This is a genomic window from Siccibacter colletis (assembly GCF_025914095.1).
Taxonomy (GTDB): domain Bacteria; phylum Pseudomonadota; class Gammaproteobacteria; order Enterobacterales; family Enterobacteriaceae; genus Siccibacter; species Siccibacter colletis.
Map to the genome: position 1 here is coordinate 1,206,486 of NZ_CP074352.1, position 21,323 is coordinate 1,227,808.

Below are 21,323 nucleotides of genomic sequence, written 5' to 3' on the forward strand. Positions count from 1 at the left end.
GAATTACTTCGCTTTACCCTGGTTGGCTACTGCCGCCGCTTTCGCCGCGATTTCGTCCGCATTGCCCAGGTAGTAGTGTTTGATCGGTTTGAAGTTCTCGTCGAACTCATACACCAGCGGTACGCCGGTCGGGATGTTCAGCTCAAGAATTTCATCTTCGCTCATCTGATCCAGGTATTTCACCAGCGCGCGCAGGGAGTTACCGTGCGCAGCGATGATCACGCGCTCACCGCTTTTCAGGCGCGGCAGAATGGACTCGTTCCAGAACGGGATAACGCGATCGATGGTCAGGGCCAGGCTCTCAGTCAGCGGCAGCTCCTGCTCGGTCAGTTTCGCGTAACGCGGATCGTGGCCCGGGAAACGCTCGTCATCTTTGGTCAGGGCCGGCGGGGTGATGGCAAAGCCACGACGCCACTGCTTAACCTGATCGTCACCGTATTTCTCAGCGGTTTCAGCTTTGTTGAGGCCCTGCAGCGCACCGTAGTGACGCTCGTTCAGTTTCCAGGATTTCTCAACCGGCAGCCAGGCCTGGTCAAGCTCGTCCAGCACGTTCCACAGGGTGTGAATGGCACGTTTCAGCACGGAGGTGTAAGCATAATCGAAAGCAAAGCCTTCAGCCTTCAGCAGTTTACCTGCTGCTTTTGCTTCGCTTACGCCTTTCTCGGACAGGTCAACATCGTACCAACCGGTGAAGCGGTTTTCGTTGTTCCACTGGCTTTCGCCATGACGAACCAGAACCAGCTTAGTAACAGCCATTTTATTACTCCTTATATACACGTCATCATCGAAGCTGCCTCGCGTTAGCGCCGCAACGCAACTTGAATGAGTAAGTGCCTGAGATTGATAGAGTGATAACAATTCTCATTATATTGCCGCGGTGACGCCAGCAGCAACGCTAAACCTTAACCATAGCGAAAATAACCGTGCAGTGTAAGCCGGTTGTGAATCCACTGTTGCTATTTTGCTGATGACTGACGCTATATTCAGCAACCGGGGCAAAAAAAGCCCTCGTAAGAGGGCTTTGTACTTACCGCGGCGTGAAGCGATATTCGGTTACGCTGCGATAGTCTTCGCCGGGGCGCAGAATGCAGTCCGGCTGGGGCCATTCGGGATGGTTCGGGCTGTCCGGTAGAAACTCGCTCTCCAGCGCCAGGCCTTGCCACGCCTGATACTCACCCTGTTCACGCGCCGGAGTGCCTTCAAGGAAGTTCCCGGTATAGAACTGCAGGGCCGGGGAGGTGGTAAACACGCTCATCTGCAGTTTCTCATCTGCCGACCAGACCTGTGCTGCGGGTTGCGTAACGTCACCCTGCGCATCCAGCAGGAAAGCGTGATCGTAGCCGCGCACGTTCTGCTGTGCCTCATCGCTCAGGAAGTCCCGGGCAATGGTTTTTGGCGTGCGGAAGTCGAAGCTGGTACCTGCAACATCAGCCAGATCGCCTTCCGGGATGCCTTGCGCCGTCACCGGCAGCCAGCGGCTGGCGAACAGCTGCAGCTTGTGGTTGCGCACGTCATGCTGGGTGCCGTCGAGGTTAAAATAGGCATGGTTAGTGAGGTTCACCGGGCAGGGCTTATCGACCTGCGCGCGGTACTCGATCACCAGACCGTTGTCATCATTGAGCTGATAATGCGCGGTAGCACGCAGCTCGCCCGGATACCCCTGATCGCCGTCCGGCGAATCGAGGGTATAGAGCACTTCGCGCTCATTCTGACGCACAATGCGCCAGCGGCGTTTGTCGAAGCCCTCCGGGCCGCCGTGCAGTTGGTTTTCACCCTGGCTTGGCAGCAGCGAGAACTGTTTGCCGTCGAGAGTAAACGTGCTGCGGGCGATGCGGTTGGCGTAGCGGCCAATCGACGCGCCTAAAAACGCGGTCTGCTGCTGATACACTTCCGGGCTGGGGCAGCCCAGCAGCGTTTCGCGCACGGTTCCATCATTCATCGGTACGCGGATGGAGAGCAGTGTCGCGCCCCAGTCCATCAGCGCGACCACCATCCCGTTGGCGTTACGCAACGTCGAGAGGCGGTACGGCAATCCATCCGGTGCCAGGGTTGGCGTCTCTTTTAGCACTGACCAGCTCCTTGTGAAGGTTTGCAGACGTAGAACGTCTCCTTGATACCCGTTTTCGCTTCGTACTGTGCTTCCACGGCCTGCTTCACGTCCGCGACGCGGCTTTCCGGCACCAGGGCCACCACACAGCCGCCGAAACCGCCGCCGGTCATGCGCACGCCGCCTTCATCACCAATAACCGCTTTGACGATCTCCACCAGGGTGTCGATCTGCGGCACGGTGATTTCAAAGTCGTCACGCATTGAGGCGTGGGACTCTGCCATCAGCTGCCCCATGCGTTTCAGATCGCCCTGCGCCAGCGCGTCTGCGGCTTCCAGCGTGCGGGCATTTTCAGTCAGCACGTGACGCACGCGCTTTGCCACTACCGGATCCAGCTCGTGCGCTACCGCATTGAACTGGTCGAGGCTGACGTCGCGCAGCGCTTTCTGGGTAAAGAAGCGCGCACCGGTTTCACACTGTTCGCGGCGGGTGTTGTACTCGCTGCCCACCAGCGTGCGTTTAAAGTTGCTGTTGATGATGACGACTGCTGCGCCCTGCGGCATCGGTACCGCTTTGGTGCCAAGGCTGCGGCAGTCCAGCAGCAACGCGTGCCCCTCTTTGCCCAGCGCGGAAATCAGCTGGTCCATGATGCCGCAGTTGCAGCCGACGAACTGGTTTTCCGCTTCCTGGCCGTTGAGCGCAATCTGCGCCCCGTCGAGTTGCAGATGGTAAAGCTGCTGGAACACGGTGCCCACCGCCACTTCCAGTGAAGCCGAGGAGCTAAGGCCCGCGCCCTGCGGCACGTTGCCGCTGATCACCAGATCCGCGCCACCGAAGCTGCCGTCGCGCTGCTGCAGGTGTTTGACCACGCCGCGCACGTAGTTGGACCACTGCTGCGCGTCATGGGCCAGAATGGGCGCATCCAGTGAGAATTCGTCCTGCTGGTTATCATAGTCGGCCGCGATCACGCGCACGGTGCGGTCATCGCGCTTCGCGCAGCTGATCACCGTCTGGTAGTCGATGGCGCACGGCAGTACGAAACCGTCATTGTAGTCGGTGTGTTCCCCGATGAGGTTTACGCGGCCAGGCGCCTGAATGGTGTGGGTGGCAGGGTAGCCGAATTTTTCAGCAAACAGTGCTTGTGTGTTCTCTTTCAGACTCATTGTTATTCTCCTGATTCGCGAAAATGGACATCGCTGACAGCGCGCAGGCGCTCGGCGGCCTGCTCGGCGGTCAGGTCGCGCTGGGTTTCCGCCAGCATTTCATAGCCAACCATAAACTTGCGTACCGTCGCGGAGCGCAGCAGCGGCGGGTAGAAATGGGCATGCAGCTGCCAGTGCGGGTTCTCTTCGCCGTTAAACGGTGCGCCGTGCCAGCCCATGGAGTAGGGGAAAGAGGTCTGGAACAGGTTGTCGTACCGGCTGGTCAGTTTCTTCAGCGCCAGTGCCAGATCGCTGCGCTGGGCATCGGTCAGATCGGTCATTCGCAGCACGTGCGCTTTCGGCAGCAGCAGCGTTTCAAACGGCCACGCAGCCCACCACGGCACGACAGCCAGCCAGTGCTCGGTTTCCACCACGGTGCGGCTGCCATCTTTCAGCTCGCGCGCCGCGTAGTCCACCAGCATCGCGCTACCGTGCTGGTCGAAATAGTCGCGCTGCAGGGCATCTTCCCGCGCCGCTTCGTTCGGCAGGAAGCTGTTGGCCCAGATCTGCCCGTGCGGATGCGGGTTAGAGCAGCCCATCGCCGCGCCTTTGTTCTCAAACACCTGTACCCACGGCCAGCTTTTACCCAGCTCGGCGGTCTGTTCCTGCCAGGTTCTGACCACCTCTTCCAGTGCCGGAAGGGTAAGTTCTGGCAGCGTTTTGCTGTGGTCCGGCGAGAAGCAAATAACCCGGCTGGTCCCGCGCGCGCTTTCCAGACCCATCAGCGGATCGTCCAGCGGATCGTCCTGCGCCGGCGCGTCCGGCGTGTCGGTCATCAGCGCCGCGAAGTCGTTGGTGAACACGTAGGTGCCGGTGTATTGCGGGTTTTGATCGCCGGTGACGCGGGTGTTACCCGGACACAGGAAGCAGTCCGGGTCGTGCTGCGGCAGCGTCTGTTTCGCTGGCGTCTCCTGCGCGCCCTGCCACGGGCGTTTCGCGCGGTGCGGGGACACCAGAATCCATTCTCCCTTCAGCGGGTTATAGCGGCGATGCGGGTGATCGACCGGGTTAAATTGCTCCATCACACATCCTTAATCTTCGTAGCCTTGTGGGTGGCGGGACTGCCAGCGCCAGGTGTCCTCAGCCATTTCATCGAGTGAGCGCGTGACGCGCCAGTTGAGCTCTTTGTCCGCCTTGCTGGCATCGGCCCAGTAGGCGGGCAGATCGCCGTCGCGGCGCGGCGCAAAGTGATAGTTGACCGGTTTGCCGCTGGCTTTGCTGAACGCGTTAACCACGTCAAGCACGCTGCTGCCAACGCCGGCACCGAGGTTGTAGATATGCACACCCGGTTTGTCCGCCAGCACCTGCATAGCGGCAACGTGGCCGTCCGCGAGATCCATTACGTGGATATAGTCGCGCACGCCGGTACCGTCTTCGGTCGGGTAGTCGTTGCCAAAAATGGCCAGCGAATCGCGGCGGCCAACGGCCACCTGGGCGATATACGGCATCAGGTTGTTCGGAATGCCCTGGGGATCTTCACCCATGTCGCCTGACGGATGCGCGCCGACCGGGTTGAAGTAGCGCAGCAGGGCGATGCTCCACTCCGGATTCGCTTTCTGCAGATCGGTGAGGATCTGTTCCACCATCAGTTTGCTCTTGCCGTAGGGGCTCTGCGGCGTACCGGTAGGGAAGCTTTCAACGTAAGGGATTTTTGGCTGATCGCCATAAACGGTAGCCGAGGAGCTGAAAATGAAGTTGGTGACGTTGGCAGCGCGCATGGCGGAAATGAGGCGCAGCGTACCGTTGACGTTGTTATCGTAGTACTCCAGCGGCTTCGCCACAGACTCACCCACGGCTTTCAGACCGGCGAAATGAATTACCGCGTCCACGGCATGATCGTGGAAAATTTCCGTCAGCAGGGCTTCGTCGCGGATATCGCCATCAATAAAGAGAGGATGTTTGCCGGACAGGCGTTCAATAACCGGCAGGACGCTGCGTTTACTGTTGCAGAGATTATCGAGGATGATCACCTCGTGACCATTTTGCAGCAGCTGCACGCAGGTATGGCTTCCTATGTAACCGCTACCACCCGTTACGAGAACTCTCATTTTTCGCTCCATTACGCTTATGGTATGTGATAAACATAGCATAACAGAGAAGGAAAAAGTGTGACATGGGATAAAATAGTGGAATCGTTTACACTGGTTTCACGCCGTTGGGTTGCGGGTCAATATCCTATTGTAAAACAAGAGTGTGGCCCTGCGCGTTGCAGGTTATCTGAAAGTCAGCGCCAGAAAAAACGGAAGCCGTAGCTTCCGTTACATTGAGCAGGGTTATCTGTTACCCCTGGCATGGCTCCCGGCCTGCGTTTTCTGTCTGCTGAGCGCTCGCCGGATGCAGGGAAACAATATCGTAGCGATAGCGATCTCCCTCGGTCACAAACGTCAGCCGATGGGTAATGCATTCCGGCGCATCTTCCGCATGATGCGAAACAAACAGCAGCTGGGTATGCCCCTCGCCGATGACGACATCAATAAAGCGCCGCACCAGCTGGCGGTTGAGCGGGTCCAGCCCCTGCAGCGGTTCATCGAGGATCAGCAGCGTCGGATGCTTGACCAGCGCCCGCACAATCAGCGCCAGCCGTTGCTGCCCCCAGGAGAGGCTGTGGAACGGCGCATCGGCGAGCGCCTGGCTGAAGCCGAGAATATCCAGCCACGCCTGCGCCAGCTGGTGCTGACGATCGGAGACTGCCTGATAAATGCCAATGGAATCAAAGTAGCCGGATAAAATCACGTTGCGCGCGCTGGTGCTGACGCGATAGTCAAGGTGCAGACTGCTGCTGACGTAGCCGATATGCTTTTTGATGTCCCAGATGGTTTCACCGCTGCCGCGCCGCACGCCGAACAGCGTGAGATCGTTGCTGTAGCCCTGAGGATGATCGCCGGTAATCAGGCTCAGCAGCGTGGACTTCCCCGCGCCGTTCGGGCCGATAATCTGCCAGTGTTCACCGGGCTTTACCGTCCAGCTAAGGTTGTGCAGCACCGGCTGGTCGTTGTAAGAAACCACGCCGTTGCGCAGCACTACCGGTGCGGTACCCTCGGGCAGAGCAAGACGGGCCGGTGGCTCATCCGCTTCCGGCAGCGCCATGCCTGCCAGAGTTTCGCTGTGTGCCAGTTGGGCAACCAGTGCCTTCTCCAGCAGCGCTGGCTTTTCACCTGCCTCCACCAGCGTGCAATCGGCCAGCACCCCGGCAAAGTCGATAAAGTCAGGGATATCGTCGAAGCGGTTAAGCACCAGCACCAGGGTATAACCCTGCGCGTGAAGCGTTGCCAGCAGATCCGCCAGCTGGCGGCGGGATGCCACATCCAGGCCATCGAAGGGTTCATCAAATACCAGCAGATCCGGGGCATCCATCAGCGCCTGGCAGAGCAGCGTTTTGCGCGTCTCACCGGTGGAGAGATACTTGAAGCGGCGCTCAAGCAGGTGAGCAATGCCGAAGCGCGCGGCCAGATCCTGTAACCGCGCGTCATCCTGCACGTTCTGCTGAATAATCTCCCGCGCGGTGCGACCGGTATCGTCTTCATCGGGGCCAAGCAGATCGGTGTTATTGCGCTGCCACTCGTCGCTCACCAGCTGCTGAAGCTGCTCGAAGGAGAGGCGGGCGATACGGGTAAAGCCGCACTGGCGTTCACCTTTAAGCAGCGGTAACTCACCGGCAAGCGCCCGGGCGAGGGCGGATTTCCCGCTGCCGTTCGCGCCAACAAACGCCCAGCTCTCCCCGGCGGTGAGGGTCAGCGCCTCAATGTGCAGGGCTTTGGTATCGCTCAGGCGGAACGTGCCTTGCGAAATCTGCAATGTAGTCATGATGTATCCCGTTTTTTGCAGCAGAAGATGACAGGGATACGGTGCCGGGCCGCGCTTGTCAATGCGCAGCCGGGTTTTAGCAGAGTGTGGCGAGGATAACGCGATCGGCGTTAAAAAATGCGGTGATCTCAGCACCTTCTTCTGGTGCTGCGGCAGCGAACTGCGCATCGGTAAGCGTGGCACACAGGGTTTGCCCATCAGGAAGCCGCACCAGGACTTCATGTACCGCGCCAGCGCTGTCGATCTGCGTTACGACGCCACGCAGCTGGTTATCCGCCTGCGCTGCCTGTTCTGGCTGCCGGGTCAGCGACACCCACGGGGCTTTGATCAGCACCAGTACCTCTTTACCCGGCTCCAGCCCGAGCCGCCCGGCGCTCTGCCCGGTGACCGCCGCGTGAATACGCGTGGCCTCGTCCGCCAGCAGCACGCTGACCTGCGGCTGGAGCGCATCATGGTCGCTGGCAACCACTGTGCCAAACCACTGATTGCGGGCGCTGGTCTGCAGGGAGAAGCGCGAAATGGCCGCCAGCAGGCTGTCGAGCGGCAGGGTATCGTCGCTCAGGGCATCAAAGGCTTTCTGTTGGATCTGTGTCATCAGATCGTAGAGCTGGATCAGCCGTTCCCCGTAGCGCGTCAGCCGTGCACCACCGCCGCCTTTGCCACCGGTTGCGCGCTCCACCAGGATCTGCGCACTGAGCTGGTTCATCTCATGGATGGCATCCCACGCGCTCTTATAGCTGATGCCCGCAAGCTTCGCCCCCTGGCTGATTGAGCCGGTTTGCGCTATCTGTTTAAGGAGCGTAATTCGACGCGGATCGGCAAACAGCCGCTCCTGGAGTCTGAGGGTGAGGAGAATGTCAGCCTGCATCGCAAGGTCTCTGATCAAAAAACGCATTGTGACCCATAGCGGCGCGGGTGTGCAAACGGGCACCGCACAAAAGGGGAGTGCGTTTTTTAGCGGCGACGCTAGAATAGACGTTCTTTTTTACTGGAGGCGACCATGCTGGAATTATTGAAAAGTCTCGTATTTGCCGTGCTCATGGTGCCGGTAGTGATGGCCATCATTCTTGGCGCCATCTACGGTCTGGGTGAAATCTTTAACCTGTTCTCAGGCGTTGGTCACAAAGACAAGCCCAGAGAAACCCGCTGAATTCCCTCTCAAAACGCCCGGTCTGACCGGGCGTTTTGCTCTCAAGCTCCCGCGTTTTTTGCCGATAAATCTGTGAAACAGGCAGAATAGCCGCTATATTATCGCGTATATAACGAAGCGATAAGATGAGGTAAATCATGGCGACATCATGGGTTCGACTGGCCGCTGGCGCAGCGCTTTCACTGGCAGTGGTGCATTCTGCGCAGGCCGCAGAGAAGATCACCGTTTTCGCAGCGGCGTCACTGACCAACGCGCTGCAGGAGATCAGCGCCGGTTACACCAAAGAGAAATATGTGCAGGTGGTAGCCTCCTACGCCTCCTCCTCAACCCTGGCGCGTCAGATTGAAGCGGGCGCTCCGGCCGATATTTTCATCTCCGCCGATCAGAAGTGGATGGATTACGCCGCCGACAAGCAGGCGGTGGATAAACCGACGCGCATTACCCTGCTGACCAACAGCCTGGTGGTGGTAGCACCGAAAGCCTCAAGCCAGAAGCCTTTCACCATCAGCGATAAAATCGACTGGAAAGCGCTGCTCAACGGTGGCCGTCTGGCGGTGGGCGATCCGGCACACGTACCGGCAGGCATCTATGCCAAAGAAGCGCTGCAAAAGCTGGGTGCCTGGGAGAGCGTCAGCCCGCAGTTAGCCCCGGCGGATGACGTTCGCGGCGCACTGGCGCTGGTGGAGCGCAACGAAGCGCCGTTCGGTATCGTGTACGGCTCAGACGTTATCGCCAGTAAAGAGGTGAAAGTGGTGGCGACCTTCCCGGAAAGCTCGCACAAAAAAGTGGAATACCCGATGGCGATTGTCGCCGACCACAACAGCGCGGCGGTCAAAGCCTTCTATGATTATCTGAAAGGCCCGCAGGCCGCGGCGATATTTACACGTTACGGATTTACCACGGCAAAATGATCCTGAGTGAACCTGAATGGCAGGCGGTGCTTCTCAGCCTGAAAGTCTCTACGCTGGCAGTGCTGGTGAGCCTGCCTTTTGGGGTGCTTCTCGCCTGGATTCTGGTGCGCTGCACCTTTCCGGGCAAAGCATTGCTCGACAGCCTGATCCACCTGCCGCTGGTGCTGCCGCCGGTGGTGGTGGGCTACCTGTTGCTGGTGGCGATGGGCCGCAACGGATTTATCGGCAAATACCTGCACGACTGGTTTGGGCTGACCTTTGCCTTCAGCTGGCGCGGCGCGGTGCTGGCGGCCTGCGTGATGTCTTTCCCGCTGATGGTGCGGGCTATTCGCCTCGCGCTTGAAGCCGTTGATCTGCGGCTGGAGCAGGCGGCGCGCACCCTCGGCGCCGGGCGCTGGCGAGTGTTCGCTACCATTACGCTGCCGCTGATGCTGCCCGGCATTATCGCCGGCACCGTGCTGGCGTTTGCCCGCTCGCTGGGCGAGTTTGGCGCGACCATTACCTTCGTCTCGAACATCCCCGGCGAAACCCGCACCCTGCCGTCAGCGATGTATACCCTGATCCAAACCCCTGGCGGCGAAAGCGCCGCCGCGCGCCTGTGCGTGATTGCCATTGTGCTGGCGCTGGTGTCGCTGATGGTCGCCGAATGGCTGGCCGGCATCAGCCGTAAGCGGCTGGGGAGTGCCTGATGCTGGAGCTTGATTTCACCCAGACGCTGGGCAGCCACCGCTTGCAGGTCCAGCAGACGCTGCCCACCACCGGCATCACCGCCATCTTCGGCGTATCCGGGGCGGGGAAAACCTCACTGATCAACGCCATCAGCGGCCTGACCCGGCCTGAGCAGGGGCGCATCGTGCTCAATCAGCGCGTGCTCAGCGACACCGCGCAGCAGGTGTTTCTCCCACCTGAGAAACGCCGCGTCGGCTACATCTTCCAGGATTCGCGCCTGTTCCCACATTACCGGGTGGCGGGCAATCTGAAATACGGCATGGCAAAAAGCATGGCCGGACAATTCGACAAGCTGGTGGCGCTGCTCGGGATTGAAAAGCTGCTGGACCGTCTGCCCGGCTCGCTGTCGGGCGGGGAGAAGCAGCGGGTAGCGATTGGCCGCGCGATCCTCACCGCACCCGAACTGCTGCTGCTCGACGAGCCGCTGGCCTCGCTCGACCTGCCGCGCAAGCGCGAGCTGCTCCCCTGGCTGCAACGTCTGGCGCGGGAATTTTCGGTGCCGATGCTGTATGTCAGCCACTCGCTGGATGAGATCCAGCAGCTGGCGGATAACGTGCTGGTGCTGGAGAACGGGGCGGTAAAGGCCTTTGGTCCGCTGGAAAGCGTGTGGGGCAGCCGGGTGATGCACCCGTGGCTGCCGCCGGAGCAGCAGAGCAGCGTACTGAAAGTGTCGGTGCTGGAGCACCATCCGCACTACGCCATGACAGCGCTGGCGATTGGCGATCAGCACGTCTGGGTCAACCGCCTCGACCAGCCGCTGCAGGCGTCGCTGCGCATCCGCATTCAGGCCTCGGACGTCTCGCTGGTGCTGCAACCTCCGCAGTACAGCAGCATTCGTAATCTGCTGCGCGCCCAGGTGAAGCAGTGCTATGACGATAACGGCCAGGTGGAAGTCGAACTGGACGTGGCGGGGCGCACGCTGTGGGCGCGCATCAGCCCCTGGGCGCGGGACGAACTGGCCATCAAACCCGGGCTGTGGCTCTATGCCCAGGTGAAAAGCGTCTCGATTACCGCCTGATTACAGCACGTACTGATAGAGCGCGTCGGCGATGCTGGTGCCGGTATTATCCCCGATCACCCGGTCGGCGCGCGCTTTGATGGCGTCATCGGCATTGCCCATCGCGATGCCGAGGCCTGCCGGCTCCAGCATGCTGAGGTCGTTGTAGTTGTCGCCGAACGCCACCACGTTTTCCATACTCAGCCCCTGGGATGCTACCCATTCAGCGAGGCGTTTACCCTTGCTGTTGCCTTTCTGCGCCACGTCCACCTGATCGTGCCATGACCATTCACAGGCCAGCCCCAGCGTCTGCTCCACTTCCGTGGCGAAGGCGTTGAGCTTCAGGGTATCAATATCCGTCAGCGCAAATTTCCAGATCGCCTCCACCTCTTGCGCCGCCTCTTTCAGGGAAGGCACCTGGGTAAACACCGGGCGTTGATTTTCCGGCAGGCGCTGGGCCCAGTTCTGGGTGCGCAGCACGTGGCCGGTGGCGGTTTCGTACATCATCGCGTCATCAACGTACATCAGCCCGTGAATGTGATGGGTGTGCAGCATGTCGGTGAGGGCAATGGCCTGCTCCGGGCGCAGCGGGTCGGCTGAAATGACCTTTTTTGCATGATAATCATACAAATAAGTGCCATTGCAGCAAATTGCAGGTGTATCCAGTTCCAGTGCCTGATAAAAAGGATGGATGGCCACGTGATGGCGACCGGTAACGATCACCAGTTTGAAACCGGCCTCGCGCGCACGACGCAGCGCCTCCAGTGATTCCGGCAGGATGGTTTTCTGCGGCGTCAGCAGCGTGCCGTCTAAATCGAGTGCGATTACGCGAAAGGTCATTCGTCAGTCCAGATTGTTGCATCATAAAGTTTGCGCAGCAGGATACACCGTGATGCTGTCCCGGCAAAACCCGGAGCGCACCGACAGATAAATACGCTACCCTTGTGGCTACGTTCACCGTTTTCAGGAAAGGAGCATTCATGAAACAAACCGTTTATACCGCCAGTCCCGAGAGCCAGCAGATCCACGTCTGGCGTCTTGACGAGCAGGGCGACCTGACGCTGTTGCAGGTCGTTGACGTACCCGGCCAGGTGCAGCCGATGGTGGTCAGCCCGGATAAGCGCTTCCTCTACGTTGGCGTACGACCGGAGTTTCGTGTTATCGCTTACCGCATCTCTCCGGAAGACGGCATTCTCGCCGAAGCGGGTCACAGCGCGCTGCCGGGCAGCCCGACGCATATCTCTACCGACCACAGCGGGAAATTCCTGTTCTGCGGCTCCTATAACGCGGGCTGCGTCAGCGTCACGCGCCTGAATGACGGCCTGCCGGGGGAAATTGTTGATGTGGTTGAAGGCCTCGAAGGCTGCCACTCAGCGAACATCTCGCCGGACAACCGCACCCTGTGGGTGCCGGCGCTGAAGCAGGATCGCATCTGCCTGTTCACCCTCGGCGAGGACGGCAAACTGGCACCGCAGACGCCGCCGGAAGTCACCACCGTGGAGGGCGCAGGCCCGCGTCATATGGCGTTCCATCCGAATCAGAGATTCGCCTACTGCGTTAACGAGCTGAACGGCTCGGTGGACGTCTGGCAACTCAGCAACGCCCACGGCAACGTCGAATGCATTCAGACGCTGGATATTATGCCGCCGGACTTTACCGACACCCGCTGGGCCGCAGACATTCACATCACCCCGGATGGTCGCCATCTGTATACCTGCGACCGCACCGCCAGCATTCTGACGGTGTTCAGCATCTCCGAAGACGGCAGCGTGCTGGCGCTGGAGGGCTTCCAGCCCACTGAAACCCAGCCGCGCGGCTTCAATATTGATAACAGCGGAAAATACGTGATCGCTGCCGGGCAGAAATCACACCATATCGCGGTGTACGCTATCGACGGTGCGCAGGGGCTGCTGAGCGAAAAAGGGCGTTATGCCGTAGGCCAGGGGCCGATGTGGGTGGTCATCAACGCGCAGTAATGCGCACCACTTTCTGAGCATCATAAGCCAATAAAAAAGGGCGTATCCGCAGATACGCCCTTTTTTTGTGCCGGGAACCGTTACTGCTTCGGCTCGGCGACAACGGCGCTGCCCACGCCGCGGTTGTTGAACTCCCACATGCGGTTAGCATTCGCGTCGTTCAGGTCGCGGGTGATGTTGCCTTTGTCATCCTGAGTGCCGACGTTGCCGGTAAACGGACGCTTCGAGCTGGCGGCATCGCCCCAGGGTTTCGCAGTGTTAAAGCCTTCGTTGATGACGCTGTCGCGGATCACCACCTGGCCGTTAGCGGTCTGGCCCGGCGCGTAGCCGTTTTCACCCGCTTCCAGATCCCAGGCGCGGCCCAGCTGGGCAACGTTATCGCCCGCGGCGGTGAAGCGGCTGTTGGTGGCGAGGAAACCGTAATAGATGTTGGCCTGGGTTGCCGGGGCAAACACGTAGCCTTCCTGCTGGGTACGGCTGTTCACCAGGTGGAACTCGGTGTTATCAAACACCACCGCGCCGCGACCGGCTACCACGTCCACATCGCCTTCAATATAGCTGTTGGTGACCAGGGTACGGGTCTGGCGATTGGTTACGAAGCGGTTCTGCACGTCGCTGTTGGTCACCAGGAAGGTGTTCTGACGACCCAGAATGTTGACCTTGTCGATCTGCACTTTATCGCCGTCGCTGCGCAGCGCCACCGCCTGGTGGTTACCTGCATCGACGCTGTCGCCGAGGTTGTTTTCGATGGTCAGGTTCTGCAGCTGCAGACCGCTGTTCTGCGACCAGACTACCGCTGAGCACATCACGCCGACGGTGGCGTTGCGGCTGTTCTGGCAGTTATCGAACATATACCAGGCCGGTTTGCCAGGCATGTACTTACCGGACGGATTCACGGTACGACGCCAGGTGTTGCGGTCCATTTCGGAGTCCAGCGCGAGGCCGATCTTCACATCCAGCGGTTTGTCGCCGAGGCCGTACAGCGTGATACTGCCCGGGGCTGCCGGAACATAGACCGTGCCCTGATATTCACCGGGCTGAACGGCAATATAGACGCGCTGGCTGGAGCGCTGGGCAATGGCGGCATCAACCGCAGCCTGAATGGTGGTGTGGGTTACGCCGCTCTGACCCGCCGGGCCGACCACAAAGTCAGGCTGCGCAGGCAGACGAATGGCATAAGGGGACCACGGGGCCGCATTCGGATTGGTAGAGGCAAAGTAGCGGGCGGCGGTGAAGTTCTGCGCTTCGTCAGCGGTTAATACCGGACGTGACGCGGTGCCAGGGGCGTGCTGTTCGGACGGACGTTGGTCCGCCGGCGTTGAGCTGCACGCGGTCAGTGTCACGCCGACAGCAAGCATCAGCGCCAGACGGGATACCGGAAATATGTTCAAGGGTGGCTCCAGCTATGCAAGTTAAAAAGAGGTACCTGAGAAACCAGCCTTTTTATACTAAGTTGAGCCAAACGGGAAGCCGATTTGTACAAACCGGCTTCCATAAGTAACAAAATATCTCAGATCCACAGCGCGGTCAGCGTGGCGCTCGCCAGGGCGTGGAAATGAACGTTAAACCCAACCATCGCGCCGCTGGCATTTTCATCGACGTCCAGGCGCTCCACGTCCAGCGCGTGCAGGGTGAAAATGTAGCGGTGGGTTTCCCCTTTCGGCGGTGCAGCCCCGCCGTAGCCCGCATAACCAAAGTCGGTGCGGGTCTGGATCGCGCCCTCGGGCAGCGCTACCAGATCGGACCCCGACCCCTGCGGCAGCACCCGGGTATCCGCCGGAATATTGGCGACCACCCAGTGCCACCAGCCGGAGCCGGTAGGCGCGTCAGGATCGTAGCAGGTGACGACAAAGCTTTTAGTCCCCGGCGGCACTTCATCCCAGGCGAGATGGGGCGAGATATTGTCGCCCTCGTACCCCATACCGTTAAAGACGTGGCGAGCGGGGAGCTTGTCCCCGTCGCTAAAATCGTTACTGATTAACTTCATTGCAGCTCCTGCACATTACAGATTCAGTAGTTTCACCAGCTCCTGCGCGGCGATCGCCGATGAAGCCGGGTTCTGGCCGGTAATCAGATGACCATCGGTGATGGCGAATTCACCCCAGTCATCGGTGCGCTCAAACTGACCGCCGTTCTGCTTCAGCGCGTCCTCTACCAGGAATGGCACCACATTCGTCAGCCCGACGCCGTCCTCTTCGCTGTTGGTAAAGCCGGTGACGCGTTTCCCCTGCACCAGCGGGGTGCCGTCCGGCTTTTTCGCATGGCGCAGCACGCCCGGGGCGTGACACACCGTCGCCACCGGCTTGCCGCTGGCCCAGTATTTTTCAATCAGGGCAATGGAGTGGCGATCCTCCGCCAGATCCCACAGCGGGCCGTGGCCGCCGGGATAGAACACCGCATCGTATTCGTCGATGTTGATCTCGCTGAGTCGATGGGTAGACGCCAGCGCCTGTTGCGCGGCGCTGTCGGCGCGGAAGCGGTCGGTGGCCTCGGTTTGTGCATCCGGCTCGTCGCTTTTCGGATCCAGCGGCGGCTGGCCGCCAGCCGGCGACGCGAGCGTCACCTCGATACCCGCATCGCGGAACACGTACCAGGGCGCGGCAAACTCTTCGAGCCAGAAGCCCGTCGGTTTGCCGGTGTCGCCAAGTTTATCGTGGGATGTCAGGACCATCAGAATCTTCATGCTTACCTCCGGTGTCGTAAAAAGCCTTACCGAAGTGTAGTGCATCCCCGACTGAGGTTAACTCTGAAACAGCGCCGGGTCGTTAACTGCGTTAACCACGGCAGCGGTCAGACGCGCCAGCTGGTCCGGAGAGATAACATACGGCGGCATCAGGTAAATCAGCCGCCCGAAAGGCCGGATCCACACGCCCTGACTGACGAAAAAGCGCTGTAGCGCCGCCATGTTGACCGGCTGGTGCGTTTCCACCACGCCGATAGCGCCCAGCACGCGCACGTCACGTACCTGCGGGCTTTCGCGGCAGGGTGCCAGCTCCGCCCGCAGCTGGCTTTCGATGGCGGCAACCTGGGTGCGCCACTCGCCGCTCTCCAGTATCGCCAGGCTCTCGTTCGCCACGGCGCAGGCCAGCGAGTTACCCATAAAGGTCGGGCCGTGCATAAAGCAGCCCGCCTCGCCGTTGCTGATGGTGTCCGCCACGCTTCGGGTGGTGAGGGTGGCGGAGAGGGTCATGGTGCCGCCGGTCAGCGCCTTGCCAAGGCAGAGAATATCCGGGGCGATGCCGGCATGTTCACAGGCAAACAGCTTGCCGGTGCGCCCGAAGCCGGTGGCGATTTCGTCGGCGATCAGCAGCACGCCCTCCCGATCGCACATGGCACGGATGCGCTTCAGCCACTCCGGGTGATAGAAGCGCATGCCGCCTGCGCCCTGCACGATGGGCTCCAGGATCACCGCGGCCAGCTCATGGCGATGGGCGGCAAACAGCCGGGCGAACGGCACGATGTCCAGTTCGTTCCAGTCATCATCAACCCCGCAGGTGGGGGCCGGGGCAAACAGGTTTTCCGGCAGGTAACCCTTCCACAGGCTGTGCATCGAGTTATCCGGATCGCAGGCCGACATCGCGCCGAAGGTATCCCCGTGGTAGCCGTGGCGCAGCGTCAGAAAGCGCTGGCGCGGTTCACCCCGGGCGTGCCAGTACTGCAGCGCCATTTTCATCGCCACTTCTACCGCCACCGAGCCGGAATCGGCGAGGAACACGCACTCCAGCGGGGCCGGGGTCATCGCCACCAGCTTACGGCACAGCGCCACGGCAGGCGGATGCGTGATGCCGCCGAACATGACGTGCGACATGGCATCAATCTGGTTTTTCATCGCCGCGTTGAGGCGCGGGTGGTTATAGCCGTGGATCGCCGCCCACCAGGAGGACATGCCGTCCACCAGCAACTCGCCGCCGGCAAGTTCCAGTTCGCAGCCGCGTGCTGCAACCACCGGGTAGACCGGCAGCGGGGCGGTCATTGAGGTATAGGGGTGCCAGATATGGCGCTGGTCAAAGGCAAGATCGTCGGGTGTCATACGTGACTTGTAAACCAAAGTGAAAACATTTAGGTTTACGATCCTACACCGAAATCAACATGAACAACACCCTTTGGAGACGCCCGATGGCTCACCGTTTACGCTGGACTTTGTCGCAAGTTACTGAATTATTCGATAAACCACTGCTGGAACTGCTGTTTGAAGCGCAGCAGGTTCATCGCCAGCACTTCGACCCGCAGCACGTCCAGGTCAGCACGTTGCTGTCAATCAAGACCGGTGCCTGCCCGGAAGACTGCAAATACTGCCCGCAAAGCTCGCGCTACAAGACGGGTCTGGAGGCCGAACGTCTGATGGAAGTGGAGCAGGTGCTGGAATCGGCGCAGAAAGCCAAAGCCGCCGGTTCAACCCGCTTCTGCATGGGCGCAGCGTGGAAAAACCCGCACGAGCGCGATATGCCTTACCTGGAGCAGATGGTGCAGGGGGTGAAAGCGCTGGGGCTTGAAACCTGCATGACGCTCGGCACGCTGGAAGAGACGCAGGCGCAGCGCCTGGCCTCCGCCGGGCTGGACTACTACAACCACAACCTCGACACCTCGCCGGAGTTCTACGGCAATATCATCACCACCCGCTCTTATCAGGAGCGTCTCGACACGCTGGACAAAGTGCGAGACGCCGGGATCAAGGTGTGCTCCGGCGGTATCGTCGGCCTGGGTGAAACCGTTACCGATCGCGCCGGGCTGCTGATGCAGCTGGCAAACCTGCCGACGCCGCCGGAGAGCGTGCCGATCAACATGCTGGTGAAGGTGAAAGGAACGCCGCTGGCCAATAATGACGATGTCGATCCGTTCGATTTCATCCGCACTATCGCGGTGGCGCGCATCATGATGCCGACCTCCTTCGTGCGCCTCTCTGCCGGCCGCGAGCAGATGAACGAGCAGACCCAGGCGATGTGCTTTATGGCCGGGGCCAACTCGATCTTCTACGGCTGCAAGCTGCTGACCACCCCGAACCCGGAAGAGGACAAGGATCTGCAGCTGTTCCGTAAGCTGGGCCTGAACCCGGCCCAGACCCACGTTGAGGCGGGGGACAACGAGCAGCAGGCGCAGCTGGTGGACAGGCTGCGTAACGCCGATACCGACCAGTTCTATAACGCGGCGGCACTGTGAGCTGGCAGGCGCGTATTGACGAGGCGCTGGAGCAGCGCCGTCAGCACGGCCTGCTGCGCACCCGGACCGCTAATCAACAGGGGGCCGGACGCTGGCGCCTCCAGGACGGGCAGCGCTGGCTGAACTTCGCCAGCAACGACTATCTCGGCCTGAGCCAGCATCCGGCGGTGATCGCTGGCTGGCAGCAGGGGGCGGCGCGCTACGGCGTTGGCAGCGGTGCCTCCGGGCACGTAACCGGCTACAGCGAGGCGCACGCCGGGCTGGAGCAGGCGCTGGCCAACTGGCTCGGCTATCCGCGCGCGCTGCTGTTTATCTCCGGCTTCGCTGCTAATCAGGCGGTGATTGCGGCCCTGGCGCAAAAGCCCGATCGCATTGTCGCGGATCGGCTGAGCCACGCCTCGCTGCTGGAGGCGGCGCACCTCAGCCCGGCCACCCTCACGCGCTTTCGTCACAACGATGCTGTTGCCCTGCGCGCGGCGCTGGCGAAGCCCTGTGAGGGGCAGCAGCTGGTGGTCACTGAAGGGGTGTTCAGTATGGACGGCGACAGCGCCCCGCTGGCAGAGATCGCCGCCGTGAGCCGTGAGGCGCAGGCCTGGCTGATGGTGGATGACGCGCACGGTATCGGCGTGCTGGGCGAGCAGGGGCGGGGAAGCTGTAATGCCGCAGGGATCCACCCTGAACTGCTGGTGGTCACCTTCGGTAAAGGCTTTGGCGTCAGCGGCGCAGCGGTGCTGTGCAGCGAGAGCCTCGCCTGCTATTTCGAGCAGTTTGCCCGCCATCTGATCTACAGCACGGCGATGCCGCCGGCCCAGGCAGTGGCGCTGCATGCCGCGCTGAATTGCGTGCAGCAGGGGGATGCCCTGCGTGCCAGGCTGACGCGTCACATTCAGCGTTTTCGCGACGGCGCGCAGCAGCTTCCCTGGCAGTTGGCTGCTTCGCACACCGCCATCCAGCCGCTGATCGTCGGGGATAATCACGCGGCGCTCGCCCTCTCCGCGACGCTGCGCGAGCGCGGGATCGGGTGCAGCGCCATTCGCCCGCCGACGGTGCCACCGGGCACGGCGCGGCTGCGCATCACCCTCACCGCCGCCCATGAGGATGAGGACATCGACACTCTGCTGGAGGCGCTTCATGACGCAGCCGGTATATAAGCAGGCCGTTGCCGCGGCGTTTGGCCGGGCAGCGGCGAGCTACGATCGCTTTGCCGATCTGCAGCGCATCAGCGGCGAGCGCCTGATCGCCCATCTCCCGGCGCTGAAAGGGCGGCGCGTGCTGGATGCCGGGTGCGGCACCGGCTGGTTCAGCCGCCACTGGATGCAGCAGGGCTGTGAAGTAACCGCGCTTGACCTCTCACCGCTGATGTTGGCCCACGCCCAACGCCACCGCACGGCGCATCACTTTGTTGAAGGCGACATTGAGCATATCCCGCTGAGCGAGTCGCGGTTCGATCTGGTCTGGAGCAATCTGGCGGTGCAGTGGTGCACCCGCCTCGCCGACGGGCTGGCGGAGCTGTATCGGGTAACGCGCCCCGGCGGGGTGGTTGGTTTCTCGACGCTCGCTGCGGGCTCATTGCACGAGCTGCATACCGCCTGGCAAAGCGTTGATGCGCGCCCGCACGCCAACCAGTTTCTTGCTGCTGAGGCAATAGCTGCCGCGTGTCCGACGCCGCACCATCAGCTGCACCAGGAGACGGTAACGCTGCATTTCCCGGACGCGCTGAGCGCCATGCGTTCGCTGAAAGGCATCGGGGCAACGCATCTGCACGACGGACGCGACGGCGGCCTGCTGACACGCCAGCGTCTGGCCCGGCTTGAGGCGGCCTGGCCCCGGGACGCGCACGGCCTGACCCTCAGTTATCATCTGATTTTTGGAGTACTACATCGTGACTAAACGTTATTTCGTCACCGGGACCGACACCGAGGTCGGTAAAACCGTCGCCAGCTGCGCGCTGCTGCAGGCTGCGACGCAGCGCGGGTATCGTACTGCCGGTTTCAAGCCGGTGGCCTCCGGCAGCGAACGCACCCCGGACGGTATCCGCAACGGTGATGCGCTGGCTCTGCAGCGCAACAGCAGCGTGGCGCTGGCCTACGAGCAGGTTAATCCTTACGTGTTTGAAGAGCCGACCTCGCCGCATATTCTCAGCGCCGAGCTGGGTGTGCCGCTCGACTTTACGGCAATGTCACATGGCCTGCGGGAACTCGAGCGTCAGGCCGACTGGGTGCTGGTGGAAGGGGCGGGCGGCTGGTTTACACCGCTCTCCGCCAGCCAGACTTTCGCTGACTGGGCGGTCAGCGAGCAGCTGCCGGTGATTCTGGTGGTGGGGGTGAAGCTCGGGTGTATCAACCACGCCATGCTTACCGCTCAGGCGGTGCGCAGCGCCGGGCTGCCGCTGGCAGGCTGGATCGCCAACGATGTGGTGGCACCGGGTAAACGCCATGCGGAATACCTCACCACGCTGCGCCAGAAGATCGACGCCCCGTTCTTCGGGGAGATCCCGTGGCTGGGCGGCGAGGCGGAGCAGCAGGACGTGGGCCGCTACCTGCAACTGGACGGGCTGCGCTAAGGCGCCATCCAGTGCGCCAGCAGCTTGTCATCCAGCTGGGCGACGCTTCCCTGCGCCACGTTGCGCCCGCGATGCAGCAGACAGAAGCGATCAGCGACGTGGCGGATAAATGACAGGCGCTGTTCGACCAGCAGCACCGTCAGCCCCAGTTCACGATTCAGGCGTACGATCACCGCACACAGCGTCTGCATCATATTGTGCCCAATCCCACGGGTTGGCTCGTCAAGGATCAGCAGCCGCGGGCGGGTCACCAGCGCCCGGGCGAGGCTGAGCTGATGCAGGCTCTCCTCTTCCAGCTCGGCACCGCGCCGCTGTCGCAAACCGTACAGCTCAGGAAACAGATCGAAGATATCCGCCGGGATCGCCTGCGGCTGCCCGGTGGCCGCCATCATCGCCAGCTGCAGATTTTCCTCCACCGTCAGCCGTGAAAAGATGCGCCGGTCCTCGGGAACGTAACTGATACCCAACGCCATGCGCGCCTCCGCGCTCACGCCCTGAAGATCCCGGGCTGGCTTGCCGGCGTCGTGCCAGAGAATGCTGCCGCTCTCCACTGGCAGATGACCGGCAATGCAGTTCAGCAGGGTGGTTTTGCCCATGCCGGGCAGCCCGGTCACGCAGGTGCACTCCCCGGGAAGCAGTTCAAGATCGACATTCCACAGGCTGTGATGCGTGCCGTAGTAGTGATTAACCGCGCGTAAACTCAACATGCTGACTCCTTATTCGGTGAGGAACTTCAGGCGGCGTGGCCGCTGCTAACCCGGATACCCGGCATCCAGCGCCTTGCCCC

Annotated in this window: 22 protein-coding genes; 9 read left to right on the plus strand and 13 right to left on the minus strand. The window is 61.2% G+C overall.

What is annotated here, in order from left to right; translation table 11 throughout:
* Positions 1-3 precede the first annotated feature (3 nt).
* From gpmA to modE, 7 genes are all read right to left on the minus strand, one after another.
* Positions 4-756 carry a 2,3-diphosphoglycerate-dependent phosphoglycerate mutase gene (gene gpmA / locus KFZ77_RS05825; RefSeq protein ID WP_031524982.1) on the minus strand — a complete coding sequence of 251 codons (753 nt, stop codon included), beginning with the start codon at positions 754-756 and terminating at the stop codon, positions 4-6.
* Positions 757-1,027: 271 nt separating this feature from the next.
* On the minus strand, positions 1,028-2,068 hold the full coding sequence (gene galM, locus KFZ77_RS05830; protein WP_264385694.1) for a galactose-1-epimerase: 1,041 nt from the start codon (positions 2,066-2,068) through the stop codon (positions 1,028-1,030).
* Positions 2,062-3,210: a galactokinase gene (galK, locus tag KFZ77_RS05835; RefSeq protein WP_264385695.1), complete on the minus strand. Its 1,149-nt coding sequence runs from the start codon at positions 3,208-3,210 to the stop codon at positions 2,062-2,064. The genes galM and galK overlap by 7 nt, the downstream gene beginning before the upstream one ends.
* A 2-nt stretch (positions 3,211-3,212) precedes the next feature.
* Positions 3,213-4,271: a galactose-1-phosphate uridylyltransferase gene (gene galT, locus KFZ77_RS05840; protein WP_264385696.1), complete on the minus strand. Its 1,059-nt coding sequence runs from the start codon at positions 4,269-4,271 to the stop codon at positions 3,213-3,215.
* 9 nt (positions 4,272-4,280) lie between these two features.
* Entirely contained in the window at positions 4,281-5,297 is a 1,017-nt protein-coding gene (gene galE / locus KFZ77_RS05845) for a UDP-glucose 4-epimerase GalE (protein WP_031524989.1), read from the minus strand.
* Positions 5,298-5,529: 232 nt separating this feature from the next.
* Positions 5,530-7,053, minus strand: coding sequence for a molybdate ABC transporter ATP-binding protein ModF (gene modF / locus KFZ77_RS05850; RefSeq protein ID WP_264385697.1), 1,524 nt, complete (start codon positions 7,051-7,053; stop codon positions 5,530-5,532).
* Positions 7,054-7,129: 76 nt separating this feature from the next.
* A complete protein-coding gene (gene modE, locus KFZ77_RS05855) occupies positions 7,130-7,921 on the minus strand; it encodes a molybdenum-dependent transcriptional regulator (protein WP_264385698.1) in 792 nt (263 codons plus the stop codon).
* 132 nt (positions 7,922-8,053) lie between these two features.
* Between modE and KFZ77_RS05860 the strand changes: the two genes are divergently transcribed.
* The 4 genes from KFZ77_RS05860 (at position 8,054) to modC (ending at position 10,861) form a co-directional block, all read left to right on the plus strand.
* Complete coding sequence (locus KFZ77_RS05860; protein WP_031524995.1) at positions 8,054-8,203, plus strand: AcrZ family multidrug efflux pump-associated protein; 150 nt, start codon at positions 8,054-8,056, stop codon at positions 8,201-8,203.
* Between the two features lie 137 nt (positions 8,204-8,340).
* Positions 8,341-9,114 carry a molybdate ABC transporter substrate-binding protein gene (modA, locus tag KFZ77_RS05865; protein ID WP_264385699.1) on the plus strand — a complete coding sequence of 258 codons (774 nt, stop codon included), beginning with the start codon at positions 8,341-8,343 and terminating at the stop codon, positions 9,112-9,114.
* Positions 9,111-9,803 (plus strand): molybdate ABC transporter permease subunit, encoded by a 693-nt coding sequence (gene modB / locus KFZ77_RS05870; protein ID WP_264385700.1) that lies wholly within the window; start codon positions 9,111-9,113, stop codon positions 9,801-9,803. The genes modA and modB overlap by 4 nt, the downstream gene beginning before the upstream one ends.
* On the plus strand, positions 9,803-10,861 hold the full coding sequence (modC, locus tag KFZ77_RS05875) for a molybdenum ABC transporter ATP-binding protein ModC (RefSeq protein WP_031525000.1): 1,059 nt from the start codon (positions 9,803-9,805) through the stop codon (positions 10,859-10,861). The genes modB and modC overlap by 1 nt, the downstream gene beginning before the upstream one ends.
* On the opposite strand, the gene KFZ77_RS05880 is transcribed toward modC, so the two are convergent.
* Positions 10,862-11,680, minus strand: a complete 819-nt coding sequence (locus tag KFZ77_RS05880; protein WP_031525002.1) for a pyridoxal phosphatase — start codon at positions 11,678-11,680, stop codon at positions 10,862-10,864.
* 140 nt (positions 11,681-11,820) lie between these two features.
* On the opposite strand from KFZ77_RS05880, the gene pgl reads away from it, so the two are divergent.
* Positions 11,821-12,816 (plus strand): 6-phosphogluconolactonase, encoded by a 996-nt coding sequence (gene pgl, locus KFZ77_RS05885; RefSeq protein ID WP_264385701.1) that lies wholly within the window; start codon positions 11,821-11,823, stop codon positions 12,814-12,816.
* An 80-nt stretch (positions 12,817-12,896) separates the two neighbouring features.
* Here the strand turns inward: pgl and KFZ77_RS05890 are convergent, their stop codons facing one another.
* From KFZ77_RS05890 to bioA, 4 genes are all read right to left on the minus strand, one after another.
* Positions 12,897-14,207 carry a putative acyl-CoA thioester hydrolase gene (locus KFZ77_RS05890; RefSeq protein WP_264385702.1) on the minus strand — a complete coding sequence of 437 codons (1,311 nt, stop codon included), beginning with the start codon at positions 14,205-14,207 and terminating at the stop codon, positions 12,897-12,899.
* A 119-nt stretch (positions 14,208-14,326) separates the two neighbouring features.
* On the minus strand, positions 14,327-14,803 hold the full coding sequence (locus KFZ77_RS05895; RefSeq protein ID WP_031525008.1) for a kinase inhibitor: 477 nt from the start codon (positions 14,801-14,803) through the stop codon (positions 14,327-14,329).
* 15 nt (positions 14,804-14,818) lie between these two features.
* Positions 14,819-15,499 (minus strand): type 1 glutamine amidotransferase domain-containing protein, encoded by a 681-nt coding sequence (locus tag KFZ77_RS05900; RefSeq protein ID WP_264385703.1) that lies wholly within the window; start codon positions 15,497-15,499, stop codon positions 14,819-14,821.
* Positions 15,500-15,556: 57 nt separating this feature from the next.
* Entirely contained in the window at positions 15,557-16,864 is a 1,308-nt protein-coding gene (bioA, locus tag KFZ77_RS05905; protein ID WP_406678800.1) for an adenosylmethionine--8-amino-7-oxononanoate transaminase, read from the minus strand.
* Positions 16,865-16,932: 68 nt separating this feature from the next.
* Here bioA and bioB point away from each other — a divergent pair, with 68 nt between their 5' ends.
* The 4 genes from bioB to bioD are packed head-to-tail and all read left to right on the plus strand — an operon-like array spanning position 16,933 to position 20,536.
* On the plus strand, positions 16,933-17,973 hold the full coding sequence (gene bioB, locus KFZ77_RS05910; RefSeq protein WP_264385705.1) for a biotin synthase BioB: 1,041 nt from the start codon (positions 16,933-16,935) through the stop codon (positions 17,971-17,973).
* A complete protein-coding gene (gene bioF / locus KFZ77_RS05915) occupies positions 17,970-19,124 on the plus strand; it encodes an 8-amino-7-oxononanoate synthase (protein ID WP_264385706.1) in 1,155 nt (384 codons plus the stop codon). The genes bioB and bioF overlap by 4 nt, the downstream gene beginning before the upstream one ends.
* Positions 19,105-19,863, plus strand: coding sequence for a malonyl-ACP O-methyltransferase BioC (gene bioC, locus KFZ77_RS05920; RefSeq protein ID WP_264385707.1), 759 nt, complete (start codon positions 19,105-19,107; stop codon positions 19,861-19,863). Before bioF ends, bioC begins: the two co-directional genes overlap by 20 nt.
* Complete coding sequence (gene bioD, locus KFZ77_RS05925; RefSeq protein WP_264385708.1) at positions 19,856-20,536, plus strand: dethiobiotin synthase; 681 nt, start codon at positions 19,856-19,858, stop codon at positions 20,534-20,536. The genes bioC and bioD overlap by 8 nt, the downstream gene beginning before the upstream one ends.
* On the opposite strand, the gene KFZ77_RS05930 is transcribed toward bioD, so the two are convergent.
* Positions 20,533-21,243 carry an ABC transporter ATP-binding protein gene (locus KFZ77_RS05930; RefSeq protein ID WP_264385709.1) on the minus strand — a complete coding sequence of 237 codons (711 nt, stop codon included), beginning with the start codon at positions 21,241-21,243 and terminating at the stop codon, positions 20,533-20,535. The two genes, bioD and KFZ77_RS05930, sit on opposite strands and share 4 nt — an antisense overlap.
* Positions 21,244-21,323 lie beyond the last annotated feature (80 nt).